The following is a 20,082-nucleotide window of genomic DNA, read 5'->3' on the forward strand; positions in this document are numbered from 1 at the left end:
GCTCCTTTCTGTGTCATTGACCTATTCGATCCGATAGGGAACCCGGATCTGAATATTCGTGCCAACTCCTTCTTCCGAATCGATCAGGAGGGTGTAATCTGTTCCATAATATAGAACCATCCGGTTGTTGACATTCAGAATACCGATGCTGTCGCTCTTTGGAATATCCGGATTTTCCAGGGTATCCGGATCTGCATTGGCGGAATATTGCAGCGTATGCTGTGTGATGGCATTGCGCAGTTCCTCCAGCTTGTCCGCCGGCATACCGACCCCGGTATCAAAGATCCAGATTGCCAGATAGCCATAATCGGGATTGCGTCCGGCACCGATCCACAGCTCTCCCGGCTCCAGGCTTTTCTCCAGACCGTGTAAAATAGCATTCTCTACCAAGGGCTGGATAATCATCTTTGGAATCAGGCAGTCGTAGGAATTCTCCATGAACTCGTACCGTATGGTAAAGCGTCCGTTAAACCGTTCCTCCTGGATCATCAGATAGGAACGGACGATCTCCATCTCCTCCCGCAGGGTCACCATATCGCTGCCTTTGATGCTGTAGCGGAAGATCTGGGACAGGGCGCCGGTGACAGAGATAATCTTATCATTCATTCCCTCCGCGGCCATACCGCAGATCATGGTTAAGGTGTTATAGAGAAAATGCGGATTGATCTGACTGCGGAGCAGTGCAATCTCCGCTTTCCGGTTGCTGGCCTCCAGCTCATACATCCTGGTATAGGTATTGAAGATGGTGTAATTCAGATGTTCTGTCTGCACCAGCATATCATTAAAGGCGGAAGAAATCTCATCGATCTCACTGGAGCCGATGCGGCCCTGGTGGATTCTGGCCCCTTCCTTCAGAACCTTCCGGTCACCGGCAGAGACGGTTTTCATAAAGTTGGTCAGCTGCTTCAAGGAGCGGATCAGGGGGCGGTAAAGCAGCAGCAGGAGCAGGATGGCGAAAGCAACCAGGGTGCTCATACTCAGAAGAAGTCTTCTGGAAATCTGCGATACCCGGCTCGTAACCTGCTTCCGATCAATCAGAACATACAGAGTGTGATTGATATCGGGAATGGAATAGGCGGTTACCGCATATTCAGTGGAAGAATCTGCGAGTACCTTTATCCGGAAGAGCCCGCTGTCATCCCTGTTCTGCAACAGAGCTTCATAAAGCTCGGGAGCCCCGTACATCAGCCGGTTATTCTCATCGGTGAAGACAATTCTCGGATTGTAATCATTATCCAGACTGCTCAGACTGTTGCTCAGCAGATTGTTAATATCAATGGCCAGAAACAGAATCCCAAGGTAACGGCTTTCTCCGGTACCAAGGGAATAAATAGGCATTGCCAGGATATGGCAGAAGGTTCTGTTAATGGTGGTAACTCCCACGGAGCGGTAGGGAAACCTGGAGTCTGTCAGGGTTTTAGCAAACTCCTCATAATTTTGGGAGGAACCGCACAGGGCTGCAAAAATATCACTTTGCCCATAAACCGCAATATCAATAATGTAAGGATTCAGCAGGGCCGTACTGCTGAGCAGGTTTTCCAGCTGCTGATAGGATTCATAGGCGGCCCGGTTGCCGCGGCTCATGAGATAGCTCTGGACAGCCGGGTTGTAGGCGACGCTGTAACAGATATTCTCATAGCTCTTATAGGATTCCCTGGTGGATTTGGCCAGCTGGGCAGAGTAGGATTCCAGACTCTTGTTCAGAATAGAGGTCTGGAGTCCGGCATAGCCGTAGGTATTATATGAAATAATGCCTGCGGTACAGATGGTAAATAGAATTAATACCATGGTAAACTGGCGGGTCAGGGATAATAAAATGGTTTTCTTTCTTCTCATGAATTTTCCTTATAATAGGGTGTTATACTTCCTAATGTATATTTTACAATAGGTGATGCGGTATTGGCTATATAAAAATCTTTGAAAAATATAAGAAAATTACATAGTCGCCTTTCCGTCATAAAAAATATGCATAAATATTTTATGTTTCGTCCATTCAAAATTTTTCCTCACAACAATATAATAAATTCATTGAGACAAAATAATCTGATGAACGAAGCTAAAAAGGAGAGTAAGCATGGCAAATAGATCTAAAACCGCTGCGGCAGCACCGGCCGCGATGAAAAGGACCTTCTGGAAGCAGCTGTGGAAACAGAAGACGCTGGTGCTGATGGCGCTGGTACCCGTCATCATGGTAATCATCTTCAGATATGTTCCGATGTACGGCATACTGATCGCATTTAAAAATTTTAAGGCTTCAAAGGGTGTATGGGGCAGCGATTGGTTAAATCCCTTGCTTAAGAACTTCATTACCTTCTTTAAAAATGTAAATAGTATGCAGATTATATGGAATACCTTCCGGGTTGGTGCGCTGGCCTTAGTATGTACCTTTCCCGCACCGATTATTTTTGCCCTTTTGCTGAATGAGATGAAGGGGGCGGCTTATAAGCGGGTGGTACAGAGTGTTTCCTACATCCCTCACTTTATTTCCGTTGTGGTAGTGTGTTCCATGCTGAACGGATTTGGTTCTACCCGGGGCCTGTTTAATGATATCAGAGAGCTGTTTGGTATGGCAAGGGTGGATATGAACAATGGAAGCCAGTATTTCCTGCTGCTGTATATCGGCTCGGCTATCTGGCAGGGCGTGGGTTCGGGAGCCATCATGTATCTGTCGGCTCTCTCCAATGTGGATACAACCCTCTACGATGTTGCAAATATTGACGGTGCAAACCGCTGGCAGAAGGTCAAGAATATCGCCTGGCCCACCATACTGCCTACGACCACGGTATTGCTGATTATGAATGTGGGCAATGTGCTGAACAGTGATTATACCAAGATCCTGCTGATGCAGAACGATACCAACCGCAGCCAGCTGGAGGTAATCGGAACCTTTGTATATCAAAAGGGTATTATGGAAGGAAAATTCTCTTACGCCACGGCCGTGAATTTGTTTATCTCCATTATCTGCTTCGCGCTGGTATTCGGAGCCAACACCATAACCCGTAAGATTAATCCGGAAAACAGTCTGTGGTAAAGGAGGAGAAACAATGGCATACAATAAAGCAGCAGTACGGACAAACCCCAAGAATAAAATCAATATCGGAAGCCGGACCTTTGATGTCCTTTTAGGTATTTTCATGCTGGCTCTGACCGTTATCTTCCTGTACCCCTTTCTTAATGTGCTGGCTACGTCGCTTTCCAGCAACCGTATGATTACCACGGGACAGGTCACCTTCTATCCGAAGGAGCTCATGGTGGAGGGATATAAGCTTCTGTTCCGGGAGCAGGATATCTTCGGTGCATACAGGAATACCATTATCATTGCAATCGGGAGTATGCTGATCAACCTGTCACTGACTTCCCTGCTGGCCTATACCATGATGGTGCCGGATTTTGTGCTCCGCAAACCCTTATCGGTGTTCCTGCTGATTACCATGTTCTTCAGCGGCGGTACGGTTCCTACCTATCTGTTAATTCAGAATATCGGACTGTATGACAGCTGGTGGTCCCTGATCCTGCCCAATGCAGTATCCGCCTTTAATGTATTTGTTTACCGCTCCTTCTACAAGGGTATTTCTCTGGAGATCAGAGAAGCCGCCAGAATTGACGGAGCCGGTGAATTCAGAATACTGACACATATCTATGTGCCACTGTCCAAAGCCCTCTATGCAACCTTCGGCTTGTTCTCCGTCGTAGGAGTATGGAACAGCTATTATGATGCATTGCTGTATATCAAGGATCCTGCCAAGCAGCCCATCCAGATGGTGCTGAGAAAGGTAGTGCTGAAATCGGGTATTGCCAACATGAGCGATACGCAGCAGATGATCGGTGACGGTCTGCTGAACCAGCTGAATGTACAGTATGCCTGTATTATTGCCACTATAGGGCCGATCCTGCTGGTATACCCCTTTGTCCAGAAATACTTTGCACAGGGAATGCAGGTTGGGGCAGTAAAGGGCTGACCGCGATACATCGCGGTGTGAAATGAGGTTGGCTATATGGAGTGTGGGAAATGCTGCCGTGAGGTTGTAAATACGGCAGGCGCCCAGCTTCTCTGCATATAGAACAAAGTGCCGGATTACGGCAGAAATGGAGGAAAATATGAAGAAAAAAAGCTTTACGAAAGTGATTGCACTGCTTCTGGTTGCTATCATGACCACAAGCCTTCTGGCCGGCTGCGGCAGCAAGGCGAAGGAAAAGGATAACAACAAGGTGACCAATGCGCCGACACAGAGCGCCGGGCAGGAGGGAGAAGACAAAGGCAACGAACAGGAGCCGACGGATGCAGCCCAGGTGGACAGGTTTGATCCCGCCGCTACGGCAGCCAGCAATGGCATAAAGCTTCCGGAGATTCCGGGAGGAGTATTGAAGCTGGAGGTAAGCATTCCCGATTACCAGCAGTCTTCCGAAGGAACCATGATTCAGGAAGAATGGCAGAAGAGAATGGAAGCATATCTTGGCTGTAAGCTGGATATTACCTGGAACAGAAATGCCAGCTATGCAGACAGTGAACTGGTAGTGTTACAGTCCGGTCTTGTGCCTGATATAGCAACTGTTACCAAGGGTGTAGCCGTTAATGAATACGGTGAGGACGGAACTCTGCTTAATCTCTCAAACTATGAAGATTATATGGTATACTATCCGGATTATATGAAGGAAACCACAGGCGGAGAATACTTTGCAAGAAATGAAGACGGCTCCATGTACTATTTCATGGATGGTTTCTACAATCCCGACGATATCCAGGGAGCGCAGTCCTTCACCGCGTTTGCATACCGTTTTGACCTGCTGAGGGACAACAGCTGGAATCCTCCCACAACTCTGGATGAATTCACCAAGCTGTGTGCCGATATGAAAGCAAAGATTGATGACGGTTCTCTTGATCTGGATTATGTCATCATCAACAATACCAAGGATTACTCTATTTACCGCGGCTTTGTAGGAATCTTCCATACCTGGGATTGCTTATACTACAATGGCAGCGAATGGGTATTCGGACCCCTCGAGGATAATTTCCGTGAAATGCTGAAATATATCAACAGCTTATATAAGGCCGGATACATCGATCCCGAGTTTGCAACAGCAGACTTCAATCAGGGACAGACGAAGGCAACCACCAATGTGGGTGCTGTATGTCCTACCCTGTGGTCCGGTTCCGTTGCGAGCTGGAACGCCGCCAAGACAGATGATAAGATGGAATGGGGACTTGCGTTCCTGCCTAAGAACGACACCTATGGCACCCCTTGGAAGTGGGGCTCCAGAAAGCCTGCAAAATCCCTGGGTGCAACCGCTGGTATCTATATCAGCGCAGCAACAGAGTATCCGGAATATGCGGTAGCAATGATTGACTACCAGTACTCCGATCAGATGGTTCAGCTGATGAACTGGGGTATTGAAGGTGAGACCTATACGGTGAAAGATGGTCAGAATGCCTATGTGGATGAGATCATGAACAATGAGAAGCCTGCAGTGAAGTCCGCAGAGTATGGCTTAATGGCTTCCTCCGTATGCAGAACCGGTATTCCTTTTATTCCTCTTGATTTCAACGCTATGCTGGCAGTATCCTCTCTCCCTGAGCCCTGGTGGAACACAGAGAAGGGTTACTATCAAGGAAAATACTGGATTGAGTCCAGTGTAAACGGCGGTCCGGATTCCGTAGCTCCTTATGACAGACCTCCGGTAACCTATTTAACCGCAGAAGAGCAGACCGCTAAGGCGCAGCTGAGCTACAGCGGAACCTGTGAGAACAGAGTGAAGGAGCTGGCACTGGCGTTTATTACCGGTGACAAGGACGTTAACGATGATGCAGCATGGGAAGCATATATAAAGGATGTTAAGAGCCAGACAGATGAAGATTTTGACGGAATTCTTGAGATGCTGAACAGCAAGACTGTGAAATAATTAAGGTATTAGAAATATTGTAAGCAGAATAACGTTGGAATGAGAGGGCCGGGGGATCACGATGATCCCCCGGCCCTCGGTTATTAAATAAAGAGTCTGCTTGTGCTGCCTTCGGGTAACGTTTACCTTGCGTGCAGCATGGGAATCCTGTGAAGCGTATTATCATATGGGATGAGCCTTCCTAATATTTCTGATAAACGCACAGACCTGGTGTGGACCATGCCCTGATGTGTGAAATATGCATAACAGATATGGGATTTTTCCATTCTAAAGCCAGTCCCATTTCCTTATAATGTCGGTATAAAGCGAAGAAATGACGTAATGGAAGGTGGACTTTATGAAGTTATATGAATTGAAAACAAATCATCGTGTGAATCATAATAATATTGACCGTCAGAACCCGGTCTTTAGCTGGAAAGCGGAGGGCAAGGAAAAGGAGATCCGCCAGGAGAGCTATCGGATTCGGGTATGGAAGGAAAGCGGGGAGCCGGTATGGGACAGCGGATGTGTGAAATCCTCCCGTATGTCAGGCGTTGCTTATGAAGGAAGTGCACTGGTATCCGGTGAACATTATAAATGGGAAGTGGAGAGCGTTTTAAGCTGTGCCGGAGGCAGGAGGGAGACGGTCAGCCAAAACACTTATTTTGAAACGGGGTATTTGAACCGGGAGGACTGGAAGGGAAGCTTTATCGGAGAAACCCGGGATCATGTATACCATTTGTTCCGCAAGGCATTTCCCTGCGGAAAGAGGCTGAGAAAAGCAAAGCTGTATATCTGCGGTCTGGGACACTTTGAATGCTGGGTGAATGGCGGCAGGGTATCCGACCACGTGCTGGAGCCGGGCTGGACCGATTATGACAAGACCTGCTTTTATACCGCCTATGATGTGACCGCACGGATGAGAGAAGGCCAAAATGGTCTGCTGGTAAAGCTGGGAGACGGCATGTATAACGTACCCGGAGGCAGATATGTATACTATGAAAGAAGCTATGGGAAATGCAAGCTTCTGATACAGCTGGAGCTTCAATATGAGGACGGGACGAAGGAGCTGGTGGTAACCGACGATTCCTGGAGAATGGCTCCAAGTCCCATACAGTTCTGCTGTATCTATGGCGGTGAGGATTATGACGGAAGGCTGTGGAAGGAAGAATATCTCAGCGGGGATTATGTGGAGGAGGATATCTGGAAGCCGGTTCTCTGTGTGGAGCCGCCCAAAGGAAAGCTGACTGCCATGCCCATGGAACCCCTCAAGGTAATGCAGCGCTATACACCGGTCAGTATAAAGCAGATCCGCCCGGGAACCTGGCTGTATGATTTTGGAACCAACTTCTCCGGCTGGGCCAGGATAAAAGTCAAAACGGACGGAACTATGGCAGGCCGGAAGATTGTCTTAAAGACAGGAGAGCTTCTCAATCAGGACGGTACGGTGAACCAAAAGGGAACCGGAAGGGGTTATGCCTGGACTTATATTCTGAATGAGAAGGAAGAGCAGGAGTTTGCGCCGGACTTTACCTATACGGGATTTCGCTATGTGGAAATGACAGGTGCCCTGCCGGGAGGAAATGCGGCACCGGAAGAGGGCCCGGACCGGAAGAAAGGCTCCGTGTCCATGAAAACCATAGGGACGGAAGGATCGGATGACGGAGACTTCCCCGTATTAACGGAGATGACCGGAGAGTTCCTCTATCCCGGCGTGGCACAGGCAGGGGATTTCCAGTGCTCCAATCAGCTGTTCAATGATATCCATAAAATCGTACGCCAGGCGATTCTCAGCAATACTAAGAGCTATTTTACCGACTGCCCCCACAGGGAGAAGCTGGGATGGCTGGAGGAGAGCCATCTGATCGGCCCTTCCATTATGTATAATCTGGAGGTTCAGAGCCTGTACGGCAAGGTGGAGGGAGACATGGCGGATGCCCAGTGGGAGAACGGCCTGGTGCCGGATATCTGTCCCGAATATGTAACAGGCTTTGAAAAATGGCACCAGGGCTTTGTGGATTCCCCGGAATGGGGAAGCGCCTGCATTATCAATCCCTGGTATGTATATAAAAGATACGGGGATCTCTCCCTTATAAGCCGGTATTATGATGTGATGAAGCGCTATCTGGATTACCTGGGAAGCCGGACCCATCATGAGGTGCTGCACCATGGACTGGGAGACTGGCTGGATATCGGGCCATGCACACCCCATTCCCAGAATACGCCGGTTCCGGTTGTGGCAACCTGTATCTATTATTACGACCTTGGAATCATGAAGCAGGCGGCCGAGCTCCTGGGCAAGACGGAAGATGCAAAGGAGTACGGACAGCGGATGGAGAGAGTATTCCGGGAATACAATCTGCAATTTCTGGATGACCAGACGGGAAGATACGCCACCGGCAGCCAGGCAGCCCAGGCCATGAGCCTGATGGCGGGTCTGGTGCCCGGGGAAATGGAAGAAAAAGCGGTAAAGCAGTTAAGAGATGATGTAATCAAGAGAAAATATGCAATTACCGCAGGTGATATAGGCCATCCCTTCCTGATTGCGGCTCTGATGAAATACGGAATGTCGGATCTGATCAACGAGATGACTAATATTACGGAGACGCCGGGATACGGCTACCAGGTGGTGAAGGGAGCCACCACTCTGACGGAGGAATGGGACGGACCCGATCCCCAGAGACCCCACGGCTCCCAGAATCATCTGATGCTGGGCAGCATTGAGGAATGGTTCTACGGTGCGCTGGGCGGCATGGAACTCATAAGGGACGGCCTGCCCATTGGGGAGATTCGTATCCTGCCCCGCCCGGAAAAAGGTGTGGATTGGGTAAAGGCCTGGGTAATGCATCCCTATGGAAGGATTGCCGTGGAATGGAAGCGGGACGGTACGGAGGCCGAAGTGAAGGTGGAGGTGCCGCCCAATGTGACAGCCCACCTGGAAGCTCCCAACGGCAGCGTGAAGCAGACTGTGGGCAGCGGCAGCCATACCTACCGGTTTGTAATATAAACGATAAGAATAGTAATATCTGTATCATATACCCTGATTACAGGAACACGTATTATGTTCCTGTAATATAGATTATGAGAGCAACTGCACCTGTATGGTACACCCTGATTACAGGAATACGTATTATGTTCCTGTAATATAAACGATAAGAATAGATCTAAGGTTCAGAAATTCCCACTCTATCATAATATTTTACGATTCCAATAGAGTGGGAAGTTCTATAAACTGGACTTAGTACATCATGCACCAATGGATTTATTAGAATTTTATCTTTTATAGCAAAAATGACGGTTTTATTTCAACAGAAAAGATCTTGCTGCAGAATGTCCGTACTTTTAAGAAAGGGAGAAGAGGTATGCTGTATCATCACAACAAAGAAGCGGAATTAAATCAGGAATTATTCAAAAATCCCTCCAGTGAATACCGGGGAACCCCGTTCTGGTCCTGGAACTGCAAGGTGAGCCGGAAGCTGATCAGCGATCAGATGGAAGTGTTTCATAGAATGGGATTTGGAGGAGCTCACCTTCATCCCCGTACCGGCCTGGAAACAGAATATATGGGCGATGAATTCATGGAGCTGGTTCAATATGCCAATGAGAAGGCAAAGGAAAAGGGGATGCTCTGCTGGCTGTATGATGAGGACCGGTATCCCTCCGGCGCCGCAGGCGGACTTGTAACGGAGAACTGGGATTACCGTGCCAGGCACCTGCTTCTTACCCGGCAGAAGAAGGGGGGGATGTGTTCCTCCAGGGATGAGTTTCTGGAGAGTATCCGAAAGGGGGAGAAGCCTGCGGGCTATTACCTGACAGCCTACCGGATTAAGACCGAGGGCGGATATCTGAAGTCTTACCGCAGAGTGGAGGGCCCTCAGCCGGAATATGACAGCGAAGAAGAGACCCGGAACCAGGGAAGGCTGTGGTTTGCCTATGTGGAACTGATGCGGGAGAGCCCCTGGTTCAATGACCAGACCTATGTGGACGTGATGAACAGGGAAGCAATCCTCAGATTCCTGGAGATCACCCATGAGCGTTATTATGCTGTACTGGGAGAGGATTTCGGCAAATCCATTCCGGCCATTTTTACCGATGAGCCTCAGATCAAGGGCAGCATGGCATTGCCTGATGGGGAAAGCGAGTATGATGTGACGCTTTCCTTTACGGACGATCTGTCTGAGACCTTTGAGAAAGCCTATGGAGCAAATCTGCTGGAGGTATTGCCGGAGCTGATGTGGGAGCTTCCCCAGGGAAAGGCATCGGTACACCGTTACCATTACCATGATCACTTGACAGAGCGGTTTGTTTCTGCATTTTCCGATACCATTGCAGAGTGGTGCGAAGAGCACGGCATCGCCATGACCGGGCACTACATGTCGGAGCCCACCCTGTATTCCCAAACTCTCCGGCTGGGAGAGGCCATGCGCTGCTATCGCAGGCAGCAGCTTCCGGGAGTGGATATTCTCTGCGGGGATCCGGAGTATTCCACCATTAAGCAGGCGGTCAGTGTGGCGCGCCAGAATGGCAGGGAAGGTGTTCTCAGTGAATTATACGGAGTAACCCACTGGGATTTTGATTTCAAGGGGCATAAGCTGCAGGGGGACTGGCAGGCGGCGCTGGGGGTTACCATACGGTGCCATCACCTGGCCTTTCTATCCATGGAAGGGGAGGCCAAGCGTGACTGGCCGGCCTCCATCAACTATCAATCCCCCTGGTGGGAGAAATATTCCTATATGGAGAATTATTTTGCAAGGGTCAATACGGCGCTGACCAGGGGATGCGCCCAGGTGGAGGTGGCCGTGGTGCACCCCATTGAATCCTACTGGATGAGCTATGGCCCTGTGGCTCAGACGAAGGTACTACGGGAACAGATGGATGAGAATTTCCGCAATATCATAGATTGGATGCTGTTCGGGCTGGTGGATTTTGATTTCCTGTCGGAAGGAATGCTGCCGGAGCAATGTGCACAAGCAGGAGAGCATCCGGAGAAATCAGAGGATGCGGGTCTGCTTAAGGTAGGACGCATGAGCTATAAAACCGTGCTGGTACCCGGCCTTAGAACCATCCGCAGCACTACCCTGGAGCGCCTGGAGGCTTTGGCTGATGAAGGGGGCAGGGTGATTTTCCTGGGAAATATTCCGGAGCTTGTGGATGCCCTTCCCAGCGACCGCGCTTGGAAGCTGGCCGCCCGTACCCAGGTGATACCTTATCAGAAATATGAGCTGCTTCGGGCATTGGAGAAAGACCGTACCCTGGAAATCCGTAAGGAGGACGGGGATTACAGTGACAATCTGTTTTATCAGATGCGCAGGGACGGAGACAGCAAGTGGCTGTTTGTCTGCCATGTAAACCGGAAGAGGAACCGTCTGGATCAGGCAGAGAAGATGAGGGTACGCATCCGCGGAGAATATCAGATAACCTGTTACAATGCCATGGATGGGCAGACCGGACCGGTGGAAGCCGAATACCGGGATGGCTGGACCTGTGTAAGTCTGGATCTGTATTCCCAGGACAGCTTCCTGTGGAGGCTGGAGGAGAAGATATCCGCTGGCACAATAGACTTGGAGAAGACAGCGACTTTCAATAGCGAAGCAGGTGCAAATGACGAGGCAAGGGAACCATATCCTGTTAAAACCGGTGAGCTGACGAAGTTCTACGGTTTGGTAGCAGGGCCGTCAGGTTCCGGCAGAAAACCGGAAAAGATACTGAGCACGATCTGCGAGCCGGATGGCTTTAAACTGGCGGAGCCCAATGTGTTATTGCTGGACAGCGCCTGGTGGAAGCTGAACGGCGGGGAATATCATCCCAAGGAGGAAATCCTCCGTCTGGATAATGAGATCCGCACCATTCTGGGATATCCCCATCGTCAGGATGCCTATACGCAGCCGTGGAGAATCAAAGAGGCGCCGGAGAAGGATACGGTGACCCTGCGGTATGAAATAATCTCCGAGATTGAGACGGAAGGTCTCATGCTGGCCATGGAGCGGCCGGAGAAGGCGAAAGTCTGGTGGAATAAGACCCTGTGCGGTACAGGGAAGGAAGCTTCCCACGGCTATTATGTAGATTCCTTTATTCGTACCGTTCCGGTAACCGGATTAAAAGCAGGCAGCAATGAGCTGCTTCTGGAAATTCCCTACGGACGCAAGACGAATCTGGAAAATGTATTTCTCCTCGGAGATTTTGGAGTAGAAGTGCGGGGAACGAAGGCTGTGGTAACAGCCGGAGCCAAAAGGCTGATGTTCGGTGATATTACCAGGCAGAAGCTGCCGTTCTACGGAGGAGATGTAATCTATTCCATGCATTTTGAGCTGGAGAGGGATCAGGAGGTTACTATCCGGGTTCCTCATTTTTCCTCGCCTGTGCTTGAGGCATTGGTGGATGGAGAGAGCATCGGGCTTATTGCGCTGGCTCCCCATACCGTACAGGCGGGCCGCCTGTCTGCAGGAAGCCATACCCTGGAGCTGCGTGCCTTCGGCAACCGCTTTAATTCCTTCGGAACACTGCATAACTGCAATGAGGAATATAAATGGTATGGACCGGATTCCTATAGAACCAGGGGAAGCGAGTGGAGTGAAGCATGGTGCTTAAGACCCTTCGGAATTCTGTCACGAGTGGAGATACTGGAAGGATAGTAACGTAAGATTTGATCAGGAACATTGACCGGCAAGATGGAACAAGCAATGCCGGACAGGAATATAGAACAGGAACATAGAACAGGAACATAGAACAGGGATATAGAATAAGGAGGCAGGATTATGCAGGAAGAAAAAGTCTTTCTCTGGCTGGAGACAGGAGAAAGGACGGAGAATCATATGGAGCTTACGGTGAGACCGCTGCACTGGGCCGGAACCGGAGGAGATATCTGTCTGATACTGACAGGACCGGACGGATACCGGTTGGAGCAGAAGGCGGCCTTAACCGAAGGTGTGCAGGAAGCGGTATTTCAATGTCCGGGCGTGAAGCTGTGGGATCCGGAGCATCCGGATCTCTATCATGCCATTGTGACAATGAACAGCGGAGAGGCCCTGGTTGCAAGCCATGAGACAGATATCGGCTTCCGCACCATAGAGAAAAAAGGGAAGAAGCTCCTCTGGAATCATAAGCCCTTGAAACTGAAAGGGATCTGCTACCGTGAAAGAATCGGAGATATGGAAGGAACAAAGAAGGATCTGGAACAGTTTGCCCGGGCAAATGTGAATTTCCTGCGCAGTATTTACGGTCCCTTCAGCAATGAACTCTTAAACTTATGTGATGAAATGGGCTTCCTGGTTGAGAATACGGCGCCTTTTTATGAAATCGGGCAGACAAAGGCAGCCATCCAGGATCTTCCCCACTGCAGAGACGGGTGCCTGACACCGGTACGGGAGATGATGGGAAACGGATGCCATGTGAGTATTCTGATCTGGTCCCTTGGACATGACTGCGCCTGGGGAGCTAATTTCCGGGAGGCGGCGGACTATATTCGCAGTATCGACAGGATCAGACCCCTGACCTTCCATCTTCCTATGTCCATTCCTGAGGAAGAGGAACAGATGGACATCTGGCCGGTACATTATATTGACTGGAAACAGCCCTTTGATGTGTGCTTTGACCAGATGGTGATCTTCCATACACCGGGTGCGGATAATGAAGTCGGCTATATGACGGGACAGGCGGAGTATGAGGTGCCGGTGCTCCATGAGGTATGGTCGCCGGTTGCCTGCCACAACCGGGATGAGATCCAGCAGGATCCGGCAATCCGCCGGTTCTGGGGAGAGAGCATCCACCGGTTTGCCGAGAAATCCTACCGGACGGAGGGCTGCCTGGGAGGTGCCGTTCTGGCCGGTGTGGATGAGGATGGAAGCTTTGAAGGGATGGACCAATATGAATGGGGAATTCTGGACAGGCAGCATAACCCCAAGCCGGAATATGAACAGTTAAAAAGCGCATATGCGCCAATTCTTATCCGCATCAGCGGGCTGGAGGAAGAGGAACTGCTCCTGGAAACAGAGAATCGCTTTCTCTTTACGGATTTGTCGGAATACCGGCTGATGATTGACGGCAGGGAATGGGAAGGCATCAGTCTGCGCGGGGAGCCGGGCAGCGTGACCCGGTACCGTATCCGCAGAGATGCGCTTCTGTCACAGAAGAAAAAGGGGACAGTCTTCGGCAAGGCAATGGAGGATGGGAAAGAGCTGGGCATCACCTTCGCATCAAAGACCGGGGGAAGGGATTATACTTGTACAGTTCCGGTAAGGCAGGCAGCAGAACCGGGACCTTTAACGGAGAAGAAATCATTGGATCCGCTGGTGCTCTGTCATGGCACAGAGGGGGAGGATGCAGACCGGCTGATCATCAGTAATCATACCTATGAGTACCGCTTCTCGAAGAAGACCTGTCTGCTGGAGGAGGCATCTGCCGGAGGAAGGAAGATTCTTGCCGGAGGTCCCTTCCTGAACTCCACCGGCCTGCTGCTGGGCAATTGGATCGGGACGGATCTGACGGTAAAGGAGTCGGGAGACAGGGTACAGGTAACCATTACGGGCAGCTACGAGAAGGTGCTGGATATCCGGTTCCGGCTGTTAATTGCTCCGGACGGAGGCCTGGACACTTCCTACGAGGTGCTGAAGCTGTACCGCCATATGCCCCACACGGTCAAGGCGAATATAGGAATTGCACCCGGCGGTCTGAATGAAAAAGGCGCAGCCTATCTGCTGGAGGAAGGGATAAAAAGCTATTCCTGGACATTTGCGGATCTGCAGGGAGAAGCGGAAGCCTGGCACAGAGCCTCCTGCTGCGGATGTCCGAAGGAAGAGGCTGAGGCTGCACAGGACAAGGATTTGTGGTCCTCGAGGCATCATATCCGCAGAGCGGCTGTGACGGATACAAATGGCTATGGTGTGGAGGTTCTTTCCGACGGGTCAGACAGTGTGAGACTGGAGAGAGTGCCGCAGCTGACACCGGAAGCAGTGGTGGATGACAGGGATATCAGGATGCATTTTACCGGAAGCTGGCACCGGATGGATGATTACTGCGGTAATTATGCAGGAACGGAGACCCTCAGCAAGGAAGCCGGAGACAGCATGAGCCTTACCTTCACGGGAACCGGAGTCCGGCTGTACGGGCCCTATGATATTAATTACGGAATGTGTGATATCTATCTGGATGGGGAGGCGGCAGCACAAAATTTAAGTCAATACCTGGGCAAGGTGGATTTTCCGGGACTGAGCCGGGGATATGAAAAACGGTACGGACAGCTTTTGTTTGAGGTTCGGGATCTGCCGGAAAAGGAGCATGAGCTGGTGGTTAAGGTGCTGGGAAAGGCCCCTGCCGGAGCCCAGAGCACTTATACGGCCATTGATTACGCAGTGATTGAAGGCAGCAGGTATCCGGAGGGGGTCCGGATGAATGTGAACCAGGACTATAATTACACCCGCCTGGTACGGGGCTGCTATAAGAGACCCAAGGCGGAATTGATACCGGGTGTGAGAGAACATTTTGGAATCAGGTTAATAAAACCTTTTGCATAAGTTGCGTCAACATAGAGGATTGATCATGCCGCATAGCGGCATCATGGAGGTAATGATGATAGCCAAGGATAGATTTGAATTAGGGGAGGCTGTTCTTCCCCGTCTGGTGCCGGAACCCTGTTGGTGCCGGGGGATTACAGAACCGGTGACATGTCTGGACGGAGAATGGGAGGTACAGGACTATAAGGACGGCGGCATTCGCAAGATAAAGGTGCCCTTTGACATGGTAGTTCTCCGGAAGAAGGGATTTTCCAGGCATTATGAATACCGCAGGGAAATCATACTGCCTGGTGAGGCGGAGGGGAACCGGATCATACTGAAATTTGAAGGAGTCAACGGCTTTGCCCGGGTCTATGTGGACGGCGAAGCTGTGGCATCCCACCAGAATGGTTTTCTCACCTGGAACGTTGAGATTACGAAGCAGACAAAGGGAAAGAAGAAAGTGACTCTGAAGGTGGTAATGGATGAGGAATCAGACAAGGTAAGCGCCTACAGCCACGGAGGAATTCTGCGCAGCGTGTATCTCTACGTGCTGCCGGAGGCCTATGTGAACGCGGTCTATCTGACCCCGCTGTTCGATGAAGATATGGATACCTGCACATTGCGGGCGGATCTGGATATCAGCGGTAAGACGGCAGAAACAGAAGCAGATGAAAAACAAGAAGATCGGTATGAAGCGGTTCTGCAGCTCTATGGACCGGAGGGTGAGGCGGTAACCGGAAAGAGAGTGAGCCTGGATGTCCGGGAGGACGGTTATTATAGCATGAATCTGCCTGTGCCCGAACCGAAGCTGTGGGATGCAGAGCATCCCGTACTGTATACGCTGGAGATAGACCTGTACAGGAACGGAGAGAGGCTGGAGACAGTGAAGCGGAGAACAGGGCTTCGTAGGCTGGAGAGAAAGGGAAACCGTCTCTTTGTGAATAAGCATGAAGTGAAGCTAAGGGGGGTATGCCGTCACGAAATCTCACCCAGATGCGGCAGAGCCCTTACCAGAGAGCTAATTGAGCAGGATGTTGACCTGTTCAAGGAAGCCAATTGTAACTATATCAGAACCTCCCATTATCCGCCCAGCGAATATTTTCTGGATCAGTGCGACGAAAAGGGAATCTATGTGGAGGACGAGCTGGCATTGGCATTTATCGCAAGAACACTGCCCTATACCCAGAGAGATCCGGAGGAGACCGAACGGTATCTCAGCCATTTTACGGAATGCATGGCAAGGGATTATAACCACCCCAGCGTGATCATCTGGTCACTCTGCAACGAGTCCTTCGGCGGCCACAATTTTGATCTGCTGAACCAATATGTACACCGGCTTGACCCCACCAGAATGACGAAGTTCAGCTATCCCATGACCATGCGGGAGGAGCATGAGATGCCGGATATCTGGAGCATCCATTATTCCGAATATGACACGGATCTGGCGAAAAAGAGGGATAATGTAAGCGTGGGCTATGCGCCGGGAAAGGATATGCCGGTGCTTCACGACGAATATGTCCACGTAGCCTGCTACAACCGGGAAGAGCTTAGGAGAGATCCTTCCGTGCGCAGCTTCTGGGGAGAGGGAATCCGAATCTTCTGGGATAACATCTGGAATACGGAAGGCGCTCTCGGCGGAGCCATCTGGGCCGGAATTGATGAAACGGATATCTACGACGGCGGCAATACCCAGCTGGAATGGGGAATTATTGATGTCTGGCGCAGAAAAAAGCCGGAATTCTACATGACCAGGAAGGCCTATTCCCCCATCAAGGTGCTGCATTATCAGGGGAAGCCGGAGGAAGACAAACTGCTTCTTATTGTTGAAAACCGCTTCTCCCACACCGATTTATCCGAGGTACAGGTGGTGTGGAAGAGCGGGGAGCATGAAGGAAGCTGCAGTCTTCCCGCAGCCGGGCCGGGCCGGACGGTCAAGGCGGTCATCAGCCTGAAGCCGGGAATTCTCTCCGAGGGCAGACCGGTAAAGCTTACCTTTTTGGATGCCTGCAAGGATTCGGTAGATGAAATGATAGTTACAGAAGGAAACAAGGAAGAGAAACTGTTAGTGGAAGAGAAGGAGCACGGACAGAAGGATGGCTGCACCGAAAGAATCACCGTACAGCGTCTGGAGCAGGAGACCGTATTGACAGGGAAAGACTTTACCATGTCCTTCAGCAATGCGGAGGGTCTTTTGAAGGGCCTGTGGATCGGGGAGAAGCGTCTTCTCATGGGCGGGCCAATTCTGAATGTACCCTACCTGAAGCTGGGAGAATGGTATCTGATCTCCATGGACTGCAAAGAAACTTCCCAGGGAGCCGAGGTGATCATTCGCGGCGGTTACCGCGGCTCTATAGAGATGACCTGGAAGATAACCGTTATGCCAAGCGGCGAATTCACCACCCAGTATCACATCGACCGGCTGGAGAAGGGGCTCCCGAAGCAGCTGAAGCTCCGTGTGGGTGTGGATTGCGGCGGACTGGATGAGTTGGGAGTAGCCTATCTTGCCGATCCTTCCATGGATACCCTTTCCTGGAGAAGAAGTGTGAATGCGGATCAGGAGGGAAGCTATACCTGGTACCCGGAGGATCATATCTCCAGAAATACAGGAACGGCTGACCGCTATTCCCAGGAAAGCATCTGGGGAGAGCAGCCCAATGTTTCCTGGGGCATGGATATGAAAAATGATATCCTTAACGGATACTATGATGTAGAATATAAGGGAACCAATGATTTCAGGAGCACTAAGGAAAATGCAGAGGAAGCTTATCTCTACAGCGGACAGGACAGGGCGGCAATCGGCGTGACCGGTACCGGCACCCATATCCGTGTGGAGACCGTGGAGCCGGAAGAGTTAAAGATTACGGATCGGGATGAACGGATCCGCTATACCGGTACCTGGTATCCGGTGGAGGATAAGAAGGAAAGCGACCACGGCACGGAGATGTGGAGCCGGGATAAGGGCTCTTATGCCGAGTGTACCTTTGAGGGAACCGGAATTGTCTGGTATGGTCCCCAGGATACCACCTATGGCATGGCAAATGTGTATATTGACGGAAAGCTGGCAGCAGAAAAGCTCAGTCAGCGTGTTCCGGGAGTGGACTTCTCCTGTTCCTCCGTAGGGTATGATAAGAAATACCACATTCCCATTTTCTCCGTTACAGACCTTCCTTACGGAGTGCATACCATCCGCATCGAGGTATGCGGTGAGAAGGCCGAGGATGCTTCGGATTATTATATCGTCATCGATTACCTGCGGGTTCTGAACGGAGAACGGACGGAGCCGGTGAAGCTGATTATGAACCAGGAATATTCCTTCCCGCACCTGTCCTGGGGCAACTATGTGAAGCCGCCTATTTTAATAAAGGACGGAACCGCAGGAACGGTAACTATGAAATTAGTAAACCTGCGGGAGGGATCTGTAAGAGACCGAATTGATGCGGCAATTCGCCGGTCCGCAAGCGTCTAAGGGCTTCGAAGGAGGGAGAAAAGCAATGATTGAATTATCAGATAAACGAATTCAGAAGTACCTGACACCGTACCGCTGTCCCGAACCGGTTCTCCATGGATCGGGAGAGGAAGGAGCCTTTGACCGGATGGCGGTGGATATTCCCTTTGTATTCTGGCATAACGGGCAGTTTTATATGCTGTACACCGGATTTGACGGAAAGGGCTACCAGTCTGCTCTGGCAGTCAGTGAGGATCTGCTTCACTGGACCCATAAGGGGGTAATTCTGAAGAAGAACCCGGACAGTGACCGATGGGACCGAATCGGCGGAGCCGCAACCTGGATGATCAAGGAAAGTGATGATTTGTGGGAGCTTCCCCGCCTAAGAAAGGTGGACGGGAAGTACTGGATGGTATATCATTCCTATCCCAACACCGGATATGAGAATGGCCCGGCAGAAATCGGCCTTGCCTGGACGGAGGACGAAGAGCTGCTGGATTGGAATTTCCCGGAGCGGCCGGTTTTCTCCTGGAGAGAGGGTGCGGACTGGGAAGCCGGAGGGCTTTATAAGGCCTGCATTATTGAAAAGGAAGGAACCTGGTATATGTTCTACAATGCCAAGGACAAAGCAGAGCGCTGGATAGAGCAGACAGGCATGGCATATTCGGCCGATCTGAAGAACTGGACCCGCTGTGAGGCCAATCCCCTGTTGCGGGTGAACCGGGAATCCTGGGATGAAAGATTTGTATCAGATCCCTATATTGTAAGAGACGGCAACATCTGGGTGAACTATTATTTTGGATACGGAAAGGTCTATGAGGACGGGCATACCCACGCCCAGGAAGGGCTTGCCCTCTCCTCCGACCTGATCCGCTGGGAGAAGGTAAGAGAGCCAATCCTTGCTTACGGAGAGCCCGGCAGCATTGACAGCGGCCACATTCATAAAGCATCCATCGTGTATTATAAGGATGTGCTGTATCATTTCTACTGTGCCACACGCCCCGGAAAAGAGGGCGATCCGACGCAGGCTTACGGGGAATACCGGACCATCTGTGTCGCGGCCAGTAAGCCGGTGTGGGAGATAAAATAACGGTCCGGCTGAGGACAAAAGGAATACGTTCCTTTCCCGCATAGAGGGAGGGGAGCGTATTCCTTAATGAAGAAAGCAGTGCGCAATCTCAATGAAAAAGCAGTGCACAATCTCAATGAAAAAACATTGCGGAAGGATAACAATGGTTTTATTCGACAGAACATGCCGCGGAAACAATA

General features: G+C 50.7%; 9 protein-coding genes. 8 read left to right on the top strand and 1 reads right to left on the bottom strand.

What is annotated here, in order from left to right; translation table 11 throughout:
* Positions 1 to 21 precede the first annotated feature (21 nt).
* Positions 22 to 1,836, bottom strand: a complete 1,815-nt coding sequence (locus tag HNQ56_RS21810) for a sensor histidine kinase (RefSeq protein ID WP_429150404.1) — start codon at positions 1,834 to 1,836, stop codon at positions 22 to 24.
* A 238-nt stretch (positions 1,837 to 2,074) separates the two neighbouring features.
* Here HNQ56_RS21810 and HNQ56_RS21815 point away from each other — a divergent pair, with 238 nt between their 5' ends.
* The 8 genes from HNQ56_RS21815 to HNQ56_RS21850 all read left to right on the top strand — a co-directional run bounded on the left by HNQ56_RS21815 (position 2,075) and on the right by HNQ56_RS21850 (position 19,903).
* Positions 2,075 to 3,031, top strand: a complete 957-nt coding sequence (locus HNQ56_RS21815) for an ABC transporter permease (protein ID WP_429150405.1) — start codon at positions 2,075 to 2,077, stop codon at positions 3,029 to 3,031.
* 13 nt (positions 3,032 to 3,044) lie between these two features.
* Positions 3,045 to 3,959, top strand: a complete 915-nt coding sequence (locus tag HNQ56_RS21820) for a carbohydrate ABC transporter permease (protein WP_429150407.1) — start codon at positions 3,045 to 3,047, stop codon at positions 3,957 to 3,959.
* 139 nt (positions 3,960 to 4,098) lie between these two features.
* Positions 4,099 to 5,898: a type 2 periplasmic-binding domain-containing protein gene (locus HNQ56_RS21825; protein WP_429150409.1), complete on the top strand. Its 1,800-nt coding sequence runs from the start codon at positions 4,099 to 4,101 to the stop codon at positions 5,896 to 5,898.
* Between the two features lie 337 nt (positions 5,899 to 6,235).
* A complete protein-coding gene (locus HNQ56_RS21830) occupies positions 6,236 to 8,884 on the top strand; it encodes a family 78 glycoside hydrolase catalytic domain (RefSeq protein ID WP_429150411.1) in 2,649 nt (882 codons plus the stop codon).
* A 355-nt stretch (positions 8,885 to 9,239) separates the two neighbouring features.
* The gene (locus HNQ56_RS21835) at positions 9,240 to 12,509 is read left to right on the top strand and encodes a type 1 glutamine amidotransferase family protein (protein ID WP_429150412.1); all 3,270 of its coding nucleotides are present in this window, start codon (positions 9,240 to 9,242) and stop codon (positions 12,507 to 12,509) included.
* 123 nt (positions 12,510 to 12,632) lie between these two features.
* Complete coding sequence (locus HNQ56_RS21840; protein ID WP_429150414.1) at positions 12,633 to 15,386, top strand: glycoside hydrolase family 2 TIM barrel-domain containing protein; 2,754 nt, start codon at positions 12,633 to 12,635, stop codon at positions 15,384 to 15,386.
* A gap of 25 nt (positions 15,387 to 15,411) precedes the next feature.
* Entirely contained in the window at positions 15,412 to 18,834 is a 3,423-nt protein-coding gene (locus HNQ56_RS21845) for a glycoside hydrolase family 2 protein (RefSeq protein ID WP_429150416.1), read from the top strand.
* A gap of 25 nt (positions 18,835 to 18,859) precedes the next feature.
* Positions 18,860 to 19,903 (top strand): glycoside hydrolase family protein, encoded by a 1,044-nt coding sequence (locus HNQ56_RS21850; protein WP_429150418.1) that lies wholly within the window; start codon positions 18,860 to 18,862, stop codon positions 19,901 to 19,903.
* Positions 19,904 to 20,082: the final 179 nt, after the last annotated feature.

The organism is Anaerotaenia torta, assembly GCF_050433395.1.
GTDB classification, from domain to species: Bacteria; Bacillota; Clostridia; order Lachnospirales; family Lachnospiraceae; genus Mobilitalea; species Mobilitalea torta.